The organism is Sphaerisporangium sp. TRM90804, from assembly GCF_029846175.1.
GTDB lineage: Bacteria > Actinomycetota > Actinomycetes > Streptosporangiales > Streptosporangiaceae > Sphaerisporangium.
In genome coordinates, this window is the sequence record NZ_JARWAC010000023.1 from 1 (window position 1) to 19,117 (window position 19,117).

Sequence of the window (19,117 nt, forward strand, 5' to 3'; positions counted from 1 at the left end):
GGTGTTGTCTTCGGCGGCGGGCGTGGGTCCGACGGCCGGCTTGGCCGCGCCAGCGGGCTTCTCGCCGGTCGTGGGCTTGGCTACGACGGTGGTGTCATCCTCGGCGGCGGGCGTGGGCTCGACGGCTGGCTTGGCCGCCGTGGCGCGTTTGTCCGGGACGGCGGTCTTCTCCCCGGTGGCGGGCTTGTCCGCGACTGTCGGCTCGGTCGCGACGGCAGGCTTGCCCTCGGTCGTGGTCTCGTCCGCGACCGGGGTGTCCTGCCCGGTGGCGGGCTTGTCCGAGACGGCGGTCTTCTCCCCGGGGGCGGCCGTCTCGCCGGTGGTGGGCGGCTTGGGCTCGGCGGCCGTGGGGGCCTCGGGGGTGGGCTTGGCGTCCGTTGTGGAGCCGGGGCCGTCGTCGTCGGTGGTGGACGGGGCGTCCGGCTCGGGAGGGGTGGGGAGGGGGACCGGGCGGGTCAGGCCGGATGTGGTGTCGACATCGACTTCCATGTCGTCGCCGGCGACGCTCGCCGCCGCCTCCTTCGTCTCATCGCCCGTCCATTGCCTCACGTTGACCATGATGCGGCCTCGGGCGCCTCCCGCGCGCTCGGCGTGTGGGTGGTTTTCGACGAGCCGAGAATTTTACGAAGCCCGCCGAAGATCAGCAGGGCCACCAGGATCTCGCTGAACAACAGCCCGTAGCCGACAGATGCGATGCCCGTCACCGGCAGAAGCAGCACCGAGGAGGAGAGCACCAGCACCGCGAGGCCGATCTGCACCACAGCCAGCGTGCGGGCCCGGCTCTGCGCCCGCATGGCGCTGAGGTAGATCTCGATGAGCACCCGGGGAAGCACGGCCAGCGCCATCAGCCGCAGCAGCAGGGTGCCGTGCTCGGAGAACCCGGGCCCGAAGACCGCCAGGATGTACGGCGCCGCCACCACCGTCACCAGCGACACCGGCAGAATGATCAGGTACGACCGCCGCAGCGCCTGCCGGCAGTTGGCGACCAGCTTCGAACGGTCGGCCGACCCCTCCACCGTGAGCGAGGTCGCCATGTTGATCGCCAGCAGCTCGATCATCGCGCCGAGGGTCTGGGCCATCGCGAAGTAGCCGAACAGCTCCCCGCTGACCCGCGAGGCGACGTACACGGGCAGGAAGTAGACGATCGCCAGGATGGAGAAGGCGCCCGGATAGTCGCCCGCCAGGAACCGGCCGATCTGCCGGAACCCCGGCGGCCGCGACCCCTCGGGCGCCCGCCGCGCGTTGCGCGGCACCAGCACGCCGAAGATGAAGAGGTTCACCGGGATCAGCGCCATCGCGGTCGGGATGATCCACGACACGTAGATGCCGTCGTCGGGCAGCGCGCCCGCGAGCGCGACCAGCAGGCCCATCTTGATCAGCCCGAAGCACACGCTGTTCACCGGCACCCACACGGCCTTGCGCAGCCCGGCCAGCGCGACGTCCTGGAGCGTGAACACCGACCAGATGGCCACCGCCGCCAGGAAGAACAGACCCGGCCCGATGCCCGCCAGCGAGGCGTAGTTCTCCCCCCAGAACGGCAGCGTCAGCAGGAAGCCCACGGCCGCCAGGACGGCGGTCAGCGTCGAGATGAGGTAACCCCGGCCGATGAGCCCGCCGGTACGCCGCCCCGCCACCGGGATGAACCTCGCCAGCGCGCCGGCGAGCCCGAGCGCGGTGAGCCCGGCGAACAGCCGCATCGCGGTGATCAGCGCCTGGCTGCGGCCGAAGTCCTCCGGCGAGTACAGCCGGGCCGCCAGCAGCCAGTAGCCCATGCCGAGCACCGCCGTGACGCCGGTGTTGGCCATCAGGGCGTAGCCGTTCAGGAACAGGGGGTTGCGAAGATCGCGTAACAGGCGGCGGCGCATCATGGCGAACCGGCCGACGCCGTCGCCCACCTGCGGCCGGTCCGGCCGTTGGTCGGCCACTGTCGTCTTCATGGTCGCGTCACCCCCTGTTCGACGCGCGGCGTGGTCCCCGCGGTTACTTCACTCACGCCCGACCACGTGGCGCAGCCCGTACCGGGTGCGGCGCACCACCGCGTACCCCTTGGTCAGGGCGTGTTCCTTGAGATAGATGAGCGGCACGCCGCGGCCCTCGACCGCCTTGCGGAAGCGCTCCATGGACGTCGACCGGCCCACGGTGAGCCGGGGCAGCGCCATGACGTCGTCGTCGCCGTCCGCCAGCGTGTTGGCCACCGCGCACGCGGCCCAGTAGCCCGCCTTGCGTACCTCCCTGCGCACGCGGGCGCTGGAGTAGCCGTACGGGTAGGCCATCGTGGCGACCGGGCGCCCCACCTTGTCCTCGATGAGGGCCTTGTTGCGGCGCAGCTCCTGGCGCAGGTCGGCGTCGGGAAGCTGGTCGAGCTGCGGGTGGCTGTGGCTGTGCCCGGCGATCTCGACGCCGCACGCGGCGGCCTCGCGCACCTGGTTCCAGGTCAGCATGCGGTCGAGCGGTCTGCCCGCGGCGTCGTCGCCGGCGTCGTCCAGCCACCCGCTGGTCAGGAAGACCGTCGCCGGGAAGCCGAGGCCGTCGAGCACCGGCAGCGCGTTGTGGTGGAAGTCGGCGTACCCGTCGTCGAACGTGATGACCACGGGACGGTCGGGCGCCGGGGCCCCGCCCGTCCTGTACAGGCTCGCCACCAGGTCACCCAAGGTGAGCGGGGTGAACCCGCGCTCCTTGAGGTAGGTCATCTGCGCCTCGAAGTCCGACGGGCGCACCGCCAGCGGCCGGGTGGCGCTGTTGGGGTCGTCGGTCACCGAGTGGTACATCAGGATCGGCACGCTCATGGTGTCACCGTTCGTGGTCGAGGGGGCGTCCCGCCCGGCCGCCGCGAAGGCGCAGGCGGGCGGAGCCGACGGCGTATCCCCAGGTGGTCCAGGCCAGGCCGACGACGATCGCCCCAGCCCTGGCCAGCCCGGCGGCGTCGCCGCGCAGGGCGGCGCCGACGCCGCGCAGGACTCCCGCCGGCAGGGTCTTGACGGCGTGGGCGCGCTCGCTCGACAGGCCGTCGCCGGCCCCGACGCTCCGCGCGACCAGCGCCTTGGACAGCCCTTCGGCGTAACACCGCGACCGGAAGTACCGGAAGGTCGACCGGGCCGCGGGGACCCGGTGGCCGATCACGGCCGCCGGCTCGAACATCATGATCGAGCCGGGCCTGCGCTGGGTGAGCCGGATGCAGAACTCGGTCTCCTCGCACCCCAGCGGACGGCTCTTGCGGCCCTGGACGCTGCGGCCGATGCCGGAGTGGAAACCGCCCACCCCGCCCACGACCTCCCTGCGGAAGGCAGCGTTCCCTCCCATCACGTTGCGGATCGGCTTCCGCTCGGCCGGAAGGCCGCGGTAGGTGCACCCGATGGTCCAGTCGAACTCCTCGGGAAACCATCGCGGCCGCGCGCCGGTGTCCCACAGTGGCTCGGTCAACCCGCCAACCCCCACGACGGCCGGGTTCGCACCGTGCTCCTCGGACATGGCCCGCTCGAAGGCCTCCAGCCACCCTTCGCCCGCCACCGCGTCGTCGTCCAAGAACGCCACGACGTCGCCCGAGGCGGTCGCCGTACCGGTGTTCTTGCCGCCGGACAACCCTCGCTCGTGGCTGTTCTCCACGACGATCGCGTCGGTGTACTCCCGCTTGAGCCGCAGGTGCAGGTCGGGGTTGTAGTCGACGACGATGACGAGTTCGTCCGCCCGGCGCCGCTGCTCGCGCACCGAACGCACGGCGGCTGCGATGTCGTCCCACCGATCTTCGGTGTAGACGCAGATGACGACGGATATCTTCATCTCGTTCAGGCCGCGCCCTGGCCGGCCGCCGCCTCGTCCGCGGCGGGCTGCTGCGCCGGCACCGGGCCGGCCGCCGGCACCGGGCGGCGCCGCTCGCGAATGATCGTCTTGAGCACGCGCCAGCCGTCGCGCACCACGCGCAGGTTGCTCTCGCCGTGGATGCGGCAGCGCTCGTGGCTCGGCACCTCGTGCACCTTCAGCCCGGCCTTGGCCGCGCGGATGTTCATCAGCGTCTCGACCTCGAAGCCCTCGCAGTCGAGGTCGAGCACGTCGAGGTGGCGTGCCCAGAAGGCGTTGTAGCCGTAGCACAGGTCGGTGTACTGGGTGCCGTAGATCCAGTTGACCATCGAGCGCAGGACGCTGTTGCCCAGGCGGCGGCTGAACGTGAGGTCGTCGCTGCCGCCCCCGCTGGCGTACCGGGAGCCCTTGACGAAGTCGGCGCCGGCGACGAGCGAGCTGACGAAGTGGATGATCTCGCGGCCGTCGGTGGAGCCGTCGGCGTCGATCATCACGATGATGTCGCCGGTGCAGGCGGCGAACCCGCTGGCCAGGGCGTCACCCTTGCCCCTGCCGCGCTGCTGCACGACGCGGAGGTTCGGGCGCAGCCTGCGTGCCACGGCCACGGTGTCGTCGACGGAGTTGCCGTCCACCAGGACGATCTCGTGGACCCAGTGCGGCAGCGTGGCGAAGACGTGCGGAAGGTTCTCCGCCTCGTTCATGGCCGGAACGACCACGCTGACGGTCGGGGATATGGCTAGGTGGGGCGTGAGGGGAGTGAAACGGTCCACTGCAGGCAGTGGCCTCAGGCTGTGCAGCTGAGGCTTCCCGTTGTACTTGGTGGTGGTCTCGGGACTCATTTCGAGGGATGTCCTTCCGGGCGGTCTGACATCGGCGGCGACTGCCAACAGGACCGGCGCGACTGGACGGAGAGGGGATTCTCCGTCCCGGTCAGAGCAGTGGGGGGGTGTCGGGCTACTACGGCGGGGGGCGCTTGTCAGCGCGCCCCCGATGGTTCCTTCTCTGCGGTCTCGGGGTGGAGGGAGGAGCGAACCCGTCCGAAGCCCTTCAGCAGGCGGTCGGCCAGCCGGTAGAGCGATGGTCGGTCAACGACGATGTTGCGCGCCTTGTTGAAGGGCGTTCGGCCCATCCAGTGGACGGCGGCCGCCGGAGAGGGACGGGAGACCCGGCCCTCCGAGACGTGCACGACGCCGTTCTTCAGCCACCCCTTGTACTCCCGGCCTCCTTTGCCCATGTCGACCTGGCCCAGGCCATGCGACGCGGCCTGCTCCGCCATGTGCAAGTGGTGCATTATCCCGGGGGAGTACCGGGCGAACTCGGGGTCGTAGGCGGGGAACCATCCGACCAGGGTGCGGTGCGTGCGCAGGCCGAAGTGGCCGGCCACCGGGGTGTCCCCGGCGTAGAGCATCGTCAGCACGCCGCCGAACGAGGGGGAGTCGCTGGCGTGCATGACGTCGAGGAGCTCGACGATCCACGGCTGGGCGAACCGGTCGACCCGTCCCGTCCTGCGGTACTGGTCGGACTTCCAGCCGGTCAGGGTGCGCATCGACGGGGGATCGCTCACACCCCACTCAAGACGGATGTCGCCGTGCTCGCGGGCGAGCTTGCGCTCCTTGTAACGGACCGTCTTGTAGTTCTTGGGGGCGTTGGCGCGGACGTACCCGATGTAGGCGTCGAAGCCCTCGGAGAGGTCCATGATCGGGGCCGGGCGCACCGCCGACTCGTGCGGCGCGAACGTGGGCTGGCCCGCGACCATGTGGTCGAAGTCGAACACCGAGAGCCCGCAGGAGCGCAGGAGGGTGCGGGCCGACAGCTCCAGGCCGGGATCGGCGACGAGCCCGTGGCAGGTGGTGAGCCAGCTGCCGAGGGGCTTGCCGATGCCGAAGGAGTGCCGTTCGTAGGGGAGGAAGCCGACGACCTTGCCGCCGTCCTCCACCACGGCGACCCGCACGTACGAGCGCAGCCGATCGAGGGCCAGCGCGAACTCCACCGAGAGGAAGGGATTGTCCAAAGAGGGCGCCGAGTGTTGCAGCTCGCGCCATCGGCCGAGCTCAGGCTCCCCGAGCTCCCCCGGCCGGACGACCGTGACTTTCACCTTGAACCGGCCCCCTGTTCGGTGTGCACACTGCCGTTCCCCCGGTACAGCGACCGAAGCACCCACATGAACCCACCGAGTACCGCGACGGTGGCCACCCCGGCGCGAGGAGACCACGCGTCGAACATGAGCATGGCTTCGGCGAGCAGAACATTGATAACGAGACTCGCGGCGGCGCCCACCGTAAGTGCCGCGAGTGGGTCACGATCACGCAACAGTCCGACGACCGAAGCCCCCGGGACGACCAGGAGGAACAGCGGGGTCAGGAAAAGACGCGCCGGAGTCTGGATATCGGCGAGCGCGATGACCGCCCCTGCGGCGCACGCGACCGCCAGCACCCAAGTGAGCACTGTCCTTTTCCTCCACATGTCTCCTGGCTCCGCTGGTCAAGGCCGAACTGACTACGGTTGATCGCTGCTCTCATGGGATCAACCACGTAATGCGATCGTCAATGCCGACGCCCTCAACCGGTCACTGGTTTACAGCGGCGAGGGCAAGAAACCGGTGCTTGATCGGACATGTTTCCGATGCGCCAACGGCTGATGCCCCCGAGCCCACTGGGACACCAGGGACCGGAGGTAATGACAAGGTACCGTCGCTTTGCCCGAAAGGTGGAGTCGACGGGGAATCAGGTGGGATCACCGGTGGATTCGCCCGTCGGCGTGTCGGAAGGCAGCGGATCCGGTGTGCCGGGGGGATCCGGCGGCGGATCCGACGCGGGGGGATCGTCGTCCCCCTCCCACGACACGGCGCAGGACGTGCCGCCCGCGGAGGCACGAAGCGTGACCTGGCCTTCACCTGACTGTAGCGGGTCGATCACCTCCACAGCCAGCCGCGCCTTCGTGCCGGGGCGGAGCGTTCCGCTTCCCGGCGCCACGGTGAGGCCGCCCGACGCGGACGCCGTCCACCGGACGTCGCCGTTGCGCGCCGAGACGAGGATCACACCGGTGGAGTCGGCGCCGAGCGCCGAGGGACAGGAGACGACGAGCCTGGCCGCGAGCGTCGGGGCCGGGCGCGTGGGGGCACGGGTGGGCGTCCGGCGCGGCGTGGCGGAGGGGACGGGCGCGGCGGCGTTGCGCGTCGCCGGCCGGGTCGCCGACGGCGCCGGGCCGGGGTCGGAGTCGGCGGGCGTCGGGACGGGCGGGCCGCTGCGCTCCAAGCCGTAGGTGACCTCCAGCTCGCCGGGGGTGCGGCTGGGGAAGCGCAGTGTCTGGGTGGCGCCGGGGTTGGTGGCGTCCTGCCCGGTGGCCACCACCATGGCGCCGGTCGCCACCAGCACGCAGGCGATCGTGGCGAACACGGGGGTCGCCTTGCGTGAGGCGCCGCCGAGCCGCTTGCCGCCCCGGCCTCCCCTGCCGCCCCGGCCGGATCCGCCCCTGCGGCGGCCGGGCTCCTCGGCCTTCCCGATCGTGAACGCCTCCCCGGACGCCACGCCGGCGTGGCGTCCGGGCGACGCGGCCTCGTCGTGCGGGCCTTCGTGTCCGGAGAGGTCTTCTTCCTGGTATCGGGCGTCCGCCCCATGGGCGGCGCCGTGAGCGCCGTGCCCGGGCGTGTGAGGCTCGTCCGGGCCCGGTCCGGTCTCGGCGGGCAGCTCGACGAGGTACGCGGTGCCGTAGCCCGCCTTGTACGGCGTGCCGTCGAAGGGCTCCTGGCTCAGGGCCCGGACCCCACGCGGCAGGCCGTTGCCGGGGACCGCCCGCGCGCCGTGCCGGGGGGTCTGCTCGTGCGCGGCCGTGGTGCCGTACCCGGGGGTCTCGGCGTCGGCGGGCGCGGGCGGGACGGGCCTGGCCGCCCGCCGCTCGGCCCTGCCGCGGCGTTCGCCCCCGGCCGGGGGGAAGCCGTTCTTGTCGAACCCGTCGGCCGCGCCGAGGATCACCGCGCGCGCGGCGTCGCGGCCGGGCGCGCCGTGCTCGACGGCGCCGCACATCTCGGCGATCCTGCGGCGCAGCGACAGCGGCGGGAAGGCCACCGGCACGGCCTCCAGCAGGCGTTCGGCCGAGACCCGGCGGCGGCGCCCGTCCGCGCACTCCTTGCAGCCGATGATGTGCCTGGTCAGCCGCTTGCGCAACGGCTGGGGGAGCGGGCCCTCCAGGGAGTCCACCAGTGCCGACAGATCAGGGCAGTACGCACGGCCGGTCCGCGCGAGGATCACCGCGGCGGCGGCGTTCTCCAGGTGGTCGCGGGCCCGGACGAGCCGCGTCCCGGTCTGGCGCGAGGACAGGTGGGCGACGGCGCCGACCTCCGAGGTGCTCAGCCCGTGCCGCTGCGCGAGCAGCAGCACCTCGCGGTCCCTGGTGCCCATCTCGGCCAGGGACTCCCGCACGATCTCCGCCAGCTCCGGGTCCTCGCCGTCCCCGTACGGCAGGCCGGGCAGCGCGGCTCCGCCGGGCGGCGTGCGGCCGCGGCGGGACGCGCACGCGTACCGTGTCAGCGCGTACAGCCAGGCCCGCAGGCGCGCGGGCTCGCGCAACACCTCCGGACGGCCGTGCGCGAGCACGATCGTGTCGTGCACGGCCTCGGCCGCGGCGTCGTGGTCGTCGAGCACCGAACAGGCGTAGTCGTTGAGCCGATCGGCATAGGCGTCGTAGAGGCCGTCCGCCGCGCGGCTGTCCGCTCGGCGCAGGGCCTCCACCAGTCGTTGATCGTCGGCACGGCCGACGCTCGGCCACCCGGGCAATCTTCCTCCCCGCAGGACGGGAACCTGGTTTCCGGTCGCACACGCTCGCGAGAATCTCCCCTGCCCGCGCCAGGCCCCACACGCGTAGGACGCCTCGTCTCTCCGCCCGGTTCACCGGGGATCGTTTGATAATCACCGGGTATGAGCTGGGAAAACAGGGTCTGATGTGGTTGGTGGGGCAATCGTGCCGCCGGTGCGGAACTGGGGCGAAGATCGGTCACGGCGGTGATCGCCGGCGGTGACCGAGCGTGATCACCGGGCGCGTCCGGGGCCCGCGCGGCGCGCGCGGGCGGCCGCCCGGTGACGAAGGTCACTCTTCCTGGATAGCCCGTGTGGCGGGTTCCGGGAACGAGAACGCCCGACCCCGGGGCCGCGAGCGGCCGGGATCGGGCGTGTTCGGCCGTGTGGGGCCGGGGCCGGGCGGATAAGCCCGGCGGGTCGCCGCCGCTACTGCGCGGCGGCATTGCAGTTGGGCGCGCAGAGGCGGCGGGAGATGCCTTCGAGGAAGACCTTGCGGATCTCCAGGGCGTTGTTCGGGAAGAAGGCCTCACCCTGCGTCGCCTTGGCGAGGGCCTGCATCTGCCGGCGGCCCGACGCGTCGTCGGCGCCGAGGGCGATGATGATCACGCTGATCGGCTGCGTCTCGTCGAACTCGGTGCGCATCTTGCTGAGGATCTCCTGGTTGGAGATGCCGCCGTCGGGGTCGTCGTTGCCGACGCCGTCCGTGAACAGGATGATCGTGTTGATCTTGTCGGCCTCGTACTCGGCCTGCATCTTGTCGTAGGCGGCGGCGAGGGTGTCGTTGAGCCCGGTGTCGCCGGTCTTCTTCGCCCTGATCTGCTGCAGCGACCTGATGAGCACCTCGCGCCGGGTCGTGCCCTCCAGCTCGCCGCCTATCGGCCCGACCGGGATGATCGGCCGGTAGTCGACGCCCTTGCCGTTCATGTTGGTGGAGAAGATCCACGTGCCGATCTCGGTCTTGTCCGGGAACAGCTTGAGGCCCTCGATCGCCGTCTGCGAGATGAGGCGCATGCGGTCGCCGCTCGCGCCGACCGCCGGCAGCGCCATGGTGCCCGAGATGTCGAGCAGGGCCAGGATGCGCCCGCCCAGCTTCAGCCGGGACCACGCCTGCGAGAGCTCGGTGACGGCGGACGCCTCGGGGATGTTGATCACTCGGGGCATCGCGGGGTTCAGGCCGTTCGCCTTGCTGAGACCGGCGCCGCCCTTGCCGTCGGGGGTGCGGAAGCCCTGCTCGCGGATGATCCTCTTGGCGTCCGCGCCGGTCAGCGCGGTCGAGAAGGCCTTGGCGGCGTTGCGGGTGGCCTGGTCCTTGGCGGTGATCAGCACCGGGTAGTCGAGGCTGATCGTGCCCTCGGCGGGGTAGAGGCCGACGATCTGGCCCGCGTTGTTCCTGGTGTTGAACGCCCAGATGGCCTGCTCGGACGCGATGCCGATCGGGGCGCGGGAGGACTGCTTGCCCATGGTGGCGAACATGTTCGCCGGGCTGTTCACCGCGCTCTCGGAGAGCTGCCTGAGCACGCCGACGAGCTGCTCGTCGCCGCCGCCCCCGGCCCGCAGCACACCCGCGCCGGCGAGCAGGGCGCTCAGCCCGGCGGCGTTCTGCGTCGGGTCGAGCGGCAGCACGCGGATCCTGCGGCCCAGGCCGTCGGGGGTCGCGGCGTTGGCCGCGGACATCACGCCGCTCCAGCTCGGCTCGCCGAAGGCGCTCTGCAGCTTCTCCACGACGGGCTTGGGGGCCGCGAGCACCACGGGGGAGCGGGCGATCGAGCCGACGGGCGCGGAGATGCCCGAGCCCTTGGGCGTGGAGCGCAGCTTGGCCACCCAGAGGCTGGAGTCGGGGATCCACAGGTCGGCGTCGAACCGGCCGGCGGTCGCGCCCGACCCGGCGATGGAGTTGGTGACGCCCGCCGGGTCGCTCTCCTTGACCGCGACGGCCGCGCAGCTCCCGTCGACCGGGGTCGCCTCCTTGTTGAAGGCGGCGGCGATCTTGGTGATCGCGGGGGCGATGTCGGGCGACGCCACGACCCGCAGGGCGACCTTGTTCTCTCCGCACCCCTGGTCGCGGCTCATGATCACGTAGGCGGCGACGCCGAGCAGGACGGCCAGGGCCACGGCGCCCGCTAGCGGCACCAGAACCTTGCCTCGACCCGCGCGACGGCGGCTTGGCGGCTCGTAGTACGGGTTGTAGCCGCCCTCGAGCTCATCCGTGCGGTGGCGTCCGCCCACAGTGTCCTCTTACAATCGTCGATCTTCGCCGCAAACGGCGATCCTCGCAGCGACCATATCGGGAGTTCCGGGCCAATGCGTACGGAACGATAGCGTTGCGCGTCATCTCCGTAAAACCGATCATTTGGTGCGGCGATTACCTTGCGTAGGGGTCGCCTTTAAAGAGCGGATCACGCGATACATCTTGAGTGATCGGTGGACGCGATGTATCGTGATGGCTTCACAGCGCAGTGTCCGTAACGCGACGGGGAACGCAGAAGAGCGGTCGCGGCGACGCGCAGGAGGCAGCCGCACGTGTCCACCCTCACCGACGCCAGACACCGCCCCGCGAGGGCCCCCGAGCCCCCCGGCGCCACGATCGCGGCGAGCCCCCCGCCCGCCACGCCGCCGCCCGCGCCCTCCGCGCTCGCGGCGAGCGGCCCGTTCGATGTGCCGCCGCCCGTGCCGGCCACGATCGCGGCGAGCCCCCCGCCAGTCGCGCCGCCGCCCACCTCGCTCGCGGCGAGCACCTCGCTCGCCGCGCCGTCGCCCGCGCCCGGGGGGCCGGCCGTCGAAGGCCTGGGAGCCGCCGTCGTGGTGAGCGCGCCGGCCGTCCGTGCGGGGGCGCCGTCGCGCCGGGCGGCCGCCGGCCGGCCCGACCTGTTGCTGCTCGAACTGCCCGGGGCGGTGTGCCCCGACGGGGTGAGGCGGGCGCTGAGGGAATGCGACTGCGTGCGCGAGGTGCTCGTGGCGGGCGGCGTGTGCCGCGCGCTGGCCGACCCGGGGACGGCCTGTCACGTCGCCGACGCGCTCCGCGCCCAGGAGGTGGAGTTCGCCGTGGTGATCCTTCAGTGGCGGCAGGACTCCCCGCGCCAGGCCTTGCGCCCCTCGCCCGCCGCGACCACCGCCAGCGCGACCGCCACGGCGGGGTCGACCCACCACCAGCCGAACGACGTGGCGGCCAGCCCCACCAGCACCCCCGCGGCGAGCAGGGCGCACATCAGGTTCTGGGTGCCCTCGCCCGTGGTGGCGGCAGACCCGAGGCGGCTGCCGAGCCGGCGCTTGGCGAACCCGAGCAGGGGCATGCTGACCAGGCTGATCGTGGTGACGACGATGCCCAGCGCCGTCGGCGCCGCCCGGTGACCCTGGCTCAGGTCGTAGGCGACGTGCAGCACCAGGTAGGGGGACAGCACCCAGAAGCTGACGGCCACGGCCTTGCGCGCGCGGTGCTCGGCGGTGTGCGAGTGCAGCCGCCGCCCGGTGAAGCGCCAGATGACGATCAGACTGGCCAGCGCCTCGACGAGTGACGCCCACGCCCAGCCGATCAGCGCCACCGAGTGCGCCGACAGGCCGGCGGCCATGCCGAGCACGCTCTCGGCGCCCAGCCAGGCCAGCGTGCAGAACGACAGCCGCCTCGCCAGCCGCGCGTCGCGCAGGAACGGCACGGAGGGAAGGGGCGGCGCCGATGCGGGTGGGCGCGCGCGGATGTACTGGTCGGTCACCATGCCTCCCTGGGAGTACGAACCGGCGTTGACGACGATGGGTAGCCTACCGACTACGCCGAGTCGTGACCCCGTGTGCCCGCGAAGCTGTGGACAACCGGGTTCTAGGCTGGTCCGGTGCCCGATCCGATCCCCGTCGACGACCCCGCCGACCCCCGGCTCGCCGACTACGTGCGCCTGCGCGACGTCGAGCTCCGCAAGAGCATGGAGGCCGAGCGCGGCCTGTTCGTCGCCGAGGGGGAGAAGGTCATCCGGCGCGCCGTGGCCGCCGGCTACCCCGTCAGGTCGGTGCTGACGACGCGGCGATGGCTGCCCGGCCTGCGTGACGCGCTGGGCGACGCCCGCGTCTACCTGGTCTCCGACGAGGTCATGGAGGGCATCGCCGGCTTCGCGGTGCACCGCGGCGCGCTGGCCTCCATGGCCCGCCTGGAGCTCCCGTCCGTCGAGAACCTGCTCGCCCGCGAAGCGGGCCGACCCGCCGGCGAACCGGTGGTGGAGCAGCCGTTCGCCGGGACGTCGGGCCGTTCGGCTGGTCCGTCCGTGGAGGAGCCGCTCGCGGGCGCACCGGGCCGCCCGGCGGGCACGCCGGCCGAGGGCCCCGCGGACGGGGGAGGGGGCCGCCCCGGCGTGCCGCACCCTGGGGCGCCCCGGCGCATCCTGGTGCTGGAGGACCTGGTCGACCACGGCAACGTGGGGGCGGTCTTCCGGTGCGCGGCCGCGCTCGGGGTGCACGCGGTCGTCCTGTCGCCGCGCTGCGCCGATCCGCTGTACCGGCGGGCCGTCAAGGTCTCCATGGGCGCCGTCTTCGCCATTCCGTACGCCCGCATGACGAACTGGCATGACGGCCTGGCGACGCTGCGGGCCGCCGGGTTCCGGCTGCTCGCGCTCACCCCCGACCAGTCCGCCACCCCCGTCGACACGGTCGCCATGCCGGAGCGGGTGGCGCTCATGCTCGGCTCGGAGGGCGACGGCCTGTCCTCGCGCTGGCTGCGCGAGGCCGACGAGGCGGTCTGCATCGCGATGAGCCCGGACGCGATGGCCCTCGGCGTCGACTCCCTCAACGTGGTGGCCGCCGCCGCCATCGCCTGCCACGGCCTGATGGCCCGCGCCCCGGCCGTCCGCCCCTGACGTTCGCCCCCGAGGTCGTCGGCGCACGCGCCGGGGCCGGCCGGTCCGTTGGGCCGGGGGAGCCGCAGGTGGCCGGTCCGGGGCGGGAGGTCGCTGGTTCGGCACGCGGTGGAGCCGGAGGTGAACGATCCGTGGTGGGTGGAGCCGGAGGTGGCCGGTCCGTGCTGGAGGCGGAGGTGGGCGGTAGGGGGGCGGTCGTTCCGTCAGGCCAGGGAAAGCAGGTAGCCGGGCCAGCTTCCGTGGGCGCTGATGTCCAGGGCGCTCGCGGCGGCGTACGACTCGCACAGGAAGCCGTGCACCGAGCGGCCGTCGGCGAGCAGCACCGTGCCGACGCCGAGCGGCGGCCCGACCGCCGCCAGCAGGGCGCCAAGGGCCGCCCGGTCCATGCCGAACAGCTCGACCTCCACCGAGAAGCCGCCCGTGGCCGAACGCACCAGCCCCGCCCGGGGCACCTCGCCGCCGTCCAGGGCGTACAGGCGGTACAGCGGCGCGGTCGGCGCCGTGCCCAGCGGGACGGCGCCCAGTGAGGTGAGCTGCCCGTGCAGCGGCTGCCCCGTCCGGTGCGCCCCCACCACGGCCAGCACCATCTCGGCGGCGGGCGCGGCGGGCATGGTGGGCACGGCGGGCGCGTCCGGTGCGTCTTGGGGCGGCGATGCGGGTGGTGTGGCGGGCGCGGGAGCCGGGCCCGGTTGTGCGGGTGGGCCGCCGGTCAGGGCGTGGAAGGGGGCGGCGAGGCCGGCGAGGAGTTCGTCGGATCCGGCGGGGCCGAGCAGGGTGAGGCCGTGCGGGCGGCCCGCGGACGTGAGGCCGCCGGGGACGGCCACCCCGGCCAGGTCGAGCAGGTTGGTGAACGTCGTGTAGTGGCCGAGCACGGTGTTGCGCTCGATCGGCTCCTCGGCCATCTCGGCGACGGTGAACGTCGTGGGCACGGTGGGCAGGGCCAGCGCGTCCATCGCTGCCCAGGCGTGCTCCGTCCGCGCGCGCAGCTCGCGCAGCCGGTACAGGCCCCGGTACGCGTCGACGGCGCTCAGCGCGCCGCCCCGGCGCAGCACGCGCAGCGTGACCGGATGCAGCTCCTCGGGGTGCCGGTCGGCGAAGTCGCCGACCGCGGCCAGCCGCTCGGCGAGCCACGGCCCGTCGTACAGCAGCCGCCCCGCCGCCAGGAACGGCTCCAGGTCGACCGGGACCAGCCGGTGCCCGAGACCGGCGAGGCGCTCCTTGACCTCTTCGAAGGCCGCCGCCGCGGCGTCGTCGCCGAAGAACTCGGGCCGCGCCGGCACGCCGATCCGGCGCGGCCCGACGGCGGGCGGGACGGGCGCGGGCACGGGAAGCCGCCGCGACCAGGGGTCGCCGTCCTGCGGCCCTGCCATGACCGACAGGACCGCGAGACCGTCGGCGACCGACCCCGCGAAGACGCTCGCGCAGTCGAGCGACGCGCACGCCGGCACCACGCCGAGCGTGCTGACCAGCCCCCGGCTCGGCTTGATCCCCACCGTGCCGGTGAGCGCGGCGGGCACGCGGCCGGACCCGGCGGTGTCCGTGCCGACGGCGAACGCGACCAGCCCGGCGGCGACCGCCACCGCCGAGCCCGAGCTGGAGCCGCCCGAGATGAGCCCCGGCACCAGCGGCGACTCGCACGCGCCGTACGGGCTGCGGGTGCCCGACAGGCCCGTGGCGAACTGGTCGAGGTTGGTCTTGCCCACGAGCAGCGCGCCGGCGGCGAGCAGCCGCTCGACCAGCGGCGCGCCGCGCTCGGGCACGTAGGCGTAGGCGGGGCAGGCCGCCGTGGTCGGCAGGCCCGCCACGTCCACGTTGTCCTTGACCGCGAACGGCACGCCGTACAGCGGGGGGCGGGCCGCGGGGTCGGGCCAGCGGCGCCGCAGGGTCTCGGCGTCGGCGAGCAGGGCGGCGGCCGGGCGCAGGGTGATCCACACGTGGTCGTCACCCCGCGCCTCGATCCGCGCGAGCACCTCCTCGACGACGCCCGCCGGGCCCGCCGCGCCCGTCCGGTAGCGGCGGGCCAGGCTCGGCAGGTCCAGGGACACGCTCATCCGCCGTCCTCTCGTCCGGGTGCCCGTCCCGCGCCCTCTCCTGGCGCGGGACGGGATGCGGTGCGCGACGGGGTCACGTCGCCGCCTTGGCGTCGGCGGCGACGGGCTCGGGGGCGGGCGTCCCGTCCCCCTCGGGCCCGGCCGTCTTGGGCGCGAGCAGGGCGAACAGCACGAGGACCACCCCGGCGAACAGGTAGCCGAGTGCGACCTGGCCGTTGGCGTTCCACTCGACCTGGACGCCGTGGATGAGCCCCACGAACGACAGCGCCGCGCCCGCGAGCGCGTACCCGGCCGCCCACAGGAAGGACCGGTCGATGATGAACGCGGTGATCGAGCCGAGCACCAGCCCCGCGAGCACCGCGCCCCCGCCCAGCAGGGCCGTCCCCTCGTAGACCGTGCCGCTCTGGGCGATGGCGTCGTACCCGACCCGTTGCGCGCTCGTGCCGGCCGCCGCCAGCGCGTTGTCCATGTATCCCTGGGCCCAGGCGGCGATGTTCGGGATGATCGCGATCACGACGGCCACGGCGTGCGCCTTCGGCACCGCCTGGAAGGCCTGGGCGCCGATGAGCAGGCCGATGTAGAGCAGGATCGGCACGATCGCGGGTGTCGGCAGCACCGCGCCGAGCAGCGCGAACATGCCGAGGAAGCAGAGCAGCGCGATGACCACGCCGCTGGCCATCGAGTAGCTGCTCCGCCCGCCGGCCGACTTCCACCCCGGGTGGCCGATGTAGACGGCCGGCGGGAACGGCGAGCCCAGCATGGAGCCGACCACGGCGCCCGCGCCGTCGGCGAGCAGCACCGACCGCAGGTTGTAGGAGTCGCCCGCGGCGGCGGCGCTCTCGACGTTGCTCATGCCCTCGGTGAAGTTGTAGATGCCGAGCGGGATGGCGGTGGCGAGCAGCGGCGACACCTGGGCGAGCCCGTCGAGCAGCAGGTCGAGGTTGAGGGTCGGCAGGCTGATCGCGATGTTCTGGGCGGCGGCGCCGACGTCGGCCGGGTTCATGTAGCCGCCGGCCCACGCGATGGCGGTGCCCACCAGGAGCGCGGCCAGCCCGACCGGGATGTTGCCCGGCAGCTTGAGGTCGGTGAAGAAGCCGACCAGGATGATGACCAGGACGGGAAGCGCGATCCACGCCGCCTCCCACATCTGCGCGGCCGGGCGCATCGAGATGAAGGCGATCGAGATGCCCGCCAGCGTGCCGAGCATGGCGGCCCGGGGGGTGAAGCGGCGGATGTACGGGCCGACGAACGCGCCGATCAGCACGATCACGCCGATGATGAAGCACCAGGCCAGCCCGGCCGCCCACGCCTGCACGGGGTTCTTGGTGGCCAGGTAGGTGGGCAGCATGATGACGAAGACGACGATGAACATGTGCGGGACGCTCGGCCCGTACGGCATCGCGCACACGTCGGTGCGGCCCTCGCGGCGGGCGAGCCGCCGGGCGAGGTAGGTGTAGTACAGGTTGCCGATCAGGAGCTGGATGCCCATCGCCGGGAGGATGACGCCGAAGACGTCCGACCCGGGCAGGTGCACGACGCCGAGGCACAGGCCGCTCAGCACGAGCACGTTGACCATCACGTTGAAGCCGAGGCCGAAGAAGGCGTTGGTGTCCCCGGCGACCCACCACGGCAGGTGCTGTCTGGCCGGGCCGGTTGTCGTGCTCATCGGCGGCTTCCCGTCTCGAGTGCCTTGAGGTAGTGGCCGGAGGAGGCGACCCAGCCGAAGATGCCGCCCTGCGCGGCGATCATCGCGAGCCCGTGCCGCTGGAACTCGGCGAAGTAGGAGCCCACGCAGTCGGACAGCACGAGGCACTCGTAGCCCCGGTCGTTCGCCTCGCGGACGGTGGTGTGCACGCACACCTCGGTGGTCACCCCGGTGACCACCAGGCGGTGGACGTCCCGGTCACGTAGCTCCCGGTGGAGGTCGGTGGCGTAGAAGGCGCCCTTGCCCGGCTTGTCGATGATCAGCTCGCCCTCGGCGGGGGCCAGCTCGTCGACGATGTCGTGGCCGTACTCGCCCCGGATGAGGATGCGGCCCTTGGGCCCCTGGTCCCCGATGCGCAGGGACGGCGTGCCCCGGTTGAGCTTGGCGGGCGGGCAGTCCGACAGGTCGGGCAGGTGGCCCTCCCGCGTGTGGATCACGGTCATCCCCGCGAGCCGCGTGGCGTCCAGCACGTCACGCAGCGGCGGGACCACCCGCTGCAGCAGGCTGACGTCGTTCCCCAGCGTCTCCCCGAAGCCCCCCGGCTCCACGAAGTCCCGCTGCATGTCGATGATCAGTAAGGCGGTGTGCGCGGGGTCGAACGCGTAGGCGTACGGTTCGGCCTCGACGAGAAGCGGATCGGACACGGTGCCTCCGTCCTCAGTTCCTGTTCGTCGATTGTCGACAGTTTTGTGTCCGCCGCCGTTCCCCCCGGTTACAGCTCTGTAAGCTCCCCGGTCCCCGCCCCGAGGCCCCCGCCGCCCACCAACCGGCGGCCCACCACCTCGCGTCTGTAGGGGCCCCCTTACGCGGTCTCCCTCGCCGCCCGCGAGTAACCGAGCACCATCCTCGACCCGGTGCCTTCGGCGCAGCCTGCTCAAGGGCGCCCCTCGGCCGGCCCACCCCCCGCCGTCGCGCGAGCCACCCTCCTCACCTGCTGAAAAGACACACTCGTCACCGACCCGGCCGGCGGCGAAGGAGCGCCCCCGATGGAGGTGAGGTGGTCCCCTTTGCGCCTCACCGGCTTGCGCGCCGTAAGGCGGCGCCGGCTTCGCCGTACGGCTTCCCGCCGCCCCGGCGCCGGAAGGAGGGGCAACCGTGGGCGGAATGAGCACCCTTCCGGCGGGCGGGTCAGGCACCGAGTCTGCCCGAACAGCCGACCCGGTGGCTTCCGTCAGCCGATGTAGGTGCGGGCGCCGTGTCTGGTCAGGGCGTCTATGGCTATGGCGGCGTCGCCGGAGGAGACGGCGTCGAAGAGGCGGCGGTGGCGGGCGACCCCCGTGGAGGGGGCGCGCTGCTCGGCCTCTCTTCGCAGGTTGGCGGCCATGTAGAGCTGCAGCTTCAGGATGACGGGCTCGTAGACCAGCTGGAGCTGGCGGTGGCCGGCCAGCTCCACCAGGGCGACGTGGAAACGCCGGTGGGCCTCGTTCTCGCTGAACGGGTCGTCGGCCTCGACGGCCGCGGCCATGCCGTCGAGGGCCTCGGCCAGCCCTTCGAGGCTCTGGCCGTCACGCAGCGGCAGCGCGGTCTGCATCGCGTAGCGCTCCAGCACGTCGCGCAGCCCGAACAGCTCGTCGACGTCCGTCGGCGTCAGCTCGGCGACCCGCACGCCGCGGCGCGGCAGGTGCTCCACCAGGCCCTGCTGCCCGAGCGAACGCAGCGCCTCGCGCAGCGGCGCCCGGCTGGTGCCGAACCGCTGGGTGAGCTGCTCCTCGATCAGCCGCTCGCCCGGCGCGAAGGCGCCGCTGAGGATCTCGTGACGCAGCCGCCGCACCGAGAGCTCGACGAGGCTGTGGGGCTCCAGCGCCCCATCCGGTTCCACCCGTGCACCCCCCTTAGAACGCTGCGACAACCTTCTCAGAGCTTCGGCACCGCGTGGCGCACGGGATGGCACCTCCCCGGCGGGGATCGGGCATCGGGCCTGCAAGTGGACGGCAAGCG

The 19,117-nt window shown here is 72.8% G+C and carries 14 protein-coding genes and 1 pseudogene; 1 reads left to right on the top strand and 14 read right to left on the bottom strand.

Translation table 11 applies throughout. From position 1 onward, the window contains the following. The 10 genes and pseudogenes from PYR91_RS26910 to PYR91_RS26955 all read right to left on the bottom strand — a co-directional run. Positions 1–549: pseudogene (locus PYR91_RS26910) on the bottom strand (hypothetical protein); the annotation flags it as partial. Continuing rightward, positions 546–1,937, bottom strand: coding sequence for an oligosaccharide flippase family protein (locus PYR91_RS26915; RefSeq protein WP_279784092.1), 1,392 nt, complete (start codon positions 1,935–1,937; stop codon positions 546–548). The gene PYR91_RS26915 and the pseudogene PYR91_RS26910, both read right to left, overlap by 4 nt. A 48-nt stretch (positions 1,938–1,985) precedes the next feature. Further along, on the bottom strand, positions 1,986–2,786 hold the full coding sequence (locus PYR91_RS26920; RefSeq protein WP_279784094.1) for a polysaccharide deacetylase family protein: 801 nt from the start codon (positions 2,784–2,786) through the stop codon (positions 1,986–1,988). 4 nt (positions 2,787–2,790) lie between these two features. Next, positions 2,791–3,777, bottom strand: a complete 987-nt coding sequence (locus tag PYR91_RS26925) for a glycosyltransferase family 2 protein (RefSeq protein WP_279784096.1) — start codon at positions 3,775–3,777, stop codon at positions 2,791–2,793. A 5-nt stretch (positions 3,778–3,782) separates the two neighbouring features. After that, positions 3,783–4,634, bottom strand: a complete 852-nt coding sequence (locus PYR91_RS26930) for a glycosyltransferase family 2 protein (protein WP_279784099.1) — start codon at positions 4,632–4,634, stop codon at positions 3,783–3,785. 137 nt (positions 4,635–4,771) lie between these two features. Next, positions 4,772–5,890 carry a GNAT family N-acetyltransferase gene (locus PYR91_RS26935; RefSeq protein ID WP_279784100.1) on the bottom strand — a complete coding sequence of 373 codons (1,119 nt, stop codon included), beginning with the start codon at positions 5,888–5,890 and terminating at the stop codon, positions 4,772–4,774. Further along, positions 5,887–6,240: a hypothetical protein gene (locus tag PYR91_RS26940; protein ID WP_279784102.1), complete on the bottom strand. Its 354-nt coding sequence runs from the start codon at positions 6,238–6,240 to the stop codon at positions 5,887–5,889. Before PYR91_RS26940 ends, PYR91_RS26935 begins: the two co-directional genes overlap by 4 nt. A 278-nt stretch (positions 6,241–6,518) precedes the next feature. Next, entirely contained in the window at positions 6,519–8,567 is a 2,049-nt protein-coding gene (locus tag PYR91_RS26945; RefSeq protein WP_279784103.1) for a hypothetical protein, read from the bottom strand. Positions 8,568–9,014: 447 nt separating this feature from the next. Then, positions 9,015–10,718 carry a substrate-binding and VWA domain-containing protein gene (locus PYR91_RS26950; RefSeq protein WP_279784105.1) on the bottom strand — a complete coding sequence of 568 codons (1,704 nt, stop codon included), beginning with the start codon at positions 10,716–10,718 and terminating at the stop codon, positions 9,015–9,017. Positions 10,719–11,641: 923 nt separating this feature from the next. Continuing rightward, positions 11,642–12,295 (bottom strand): cation transporter, encoded by a 654-nt coding sequence (locus PYR91_RS26955; protein WP_279784107.1) that lies wholly within the window; start codon positions 12,293–12,295, stop codon positions 11,642–11,644. A 117-nt stretch (positions 12,296–12,412) separates the two neighbouring features. On the opposite strand from PYR91_RS26955, the gene PYR91_RS26960 reads away from it, so the two are divergent. Next, the gene (locus PYR91_RS26960) at positions 12,413–13,423 is read left to right on the top strand and encodes an RNA methyltransferase (RefSeq protein ID WP_279784109.1); all 1,011 of its coding nucleotides are present in this window, start codon (positions 12,413–12,415) and stop codon (positions 13,421–13,423) included. A gap of 203 nt (positions 13,424–13,626) precedes the next feature. Here PYR91_RS26960 and atzF read toward each other — a convergent pair whose 3' ends face one another. The 4 genes from atzF to PYR91_RS26980 all read right to left on the bottom strand — a co-directional run bounded on the left by atzF (position 13,627) and on the right by PYR91_RS26980 (position 18,998). Continuing rightward, positions 13,627–15,474, bottom strand: a complete 1,848-nt coding sequence (gene atzF / locus PYR91_RS26965; RefSeq protein ID WP_279784111.1) for an allophanate hydrolase — start codon at positions 15,472–15,474, stop codon at positions 13,627–13,629. 73 nt (positions 15,475–15,547) lie between these two features. Then, the gene (locus PYR91_RS26970; protein ID WP_279784112.1) at positions 15,548–17,140 is read right to left on the bottom strand and encodes a hypothetical protein; all 1,593 of its coding nucleotides are present in this window, start codon (positions 17,138–17,140) and stop codon (positions 15,548–15,550) included. Then, complete coding sequence (locus tag PYR91_RS26975; RefSeq protein WP_279784114.1) at positions 17,137–17,823, bottom strand: cysteine hydrolase; 687 nt, start codon at positions 17,821–17,823, stop codon at positions 17,137–17,139. The genes PYR91_RS26970 and PYR91_RS26975 overlap by 4 nt, the downstream gene beginning before the upstream one ends. Before the next feature lie 527 nt (positions 17,824–18,350). Further along, entirely contained in the window at positions 18,351–18,998 is a 648-nt protein-coding gene (locus PYR91_RS26980; RefSeq protein WP_279784116.1) for a GntR family transcriptional regulator, read from the bottom strand. Positions 18,999–19,117 lie beyond the last annotated feature (119 nt).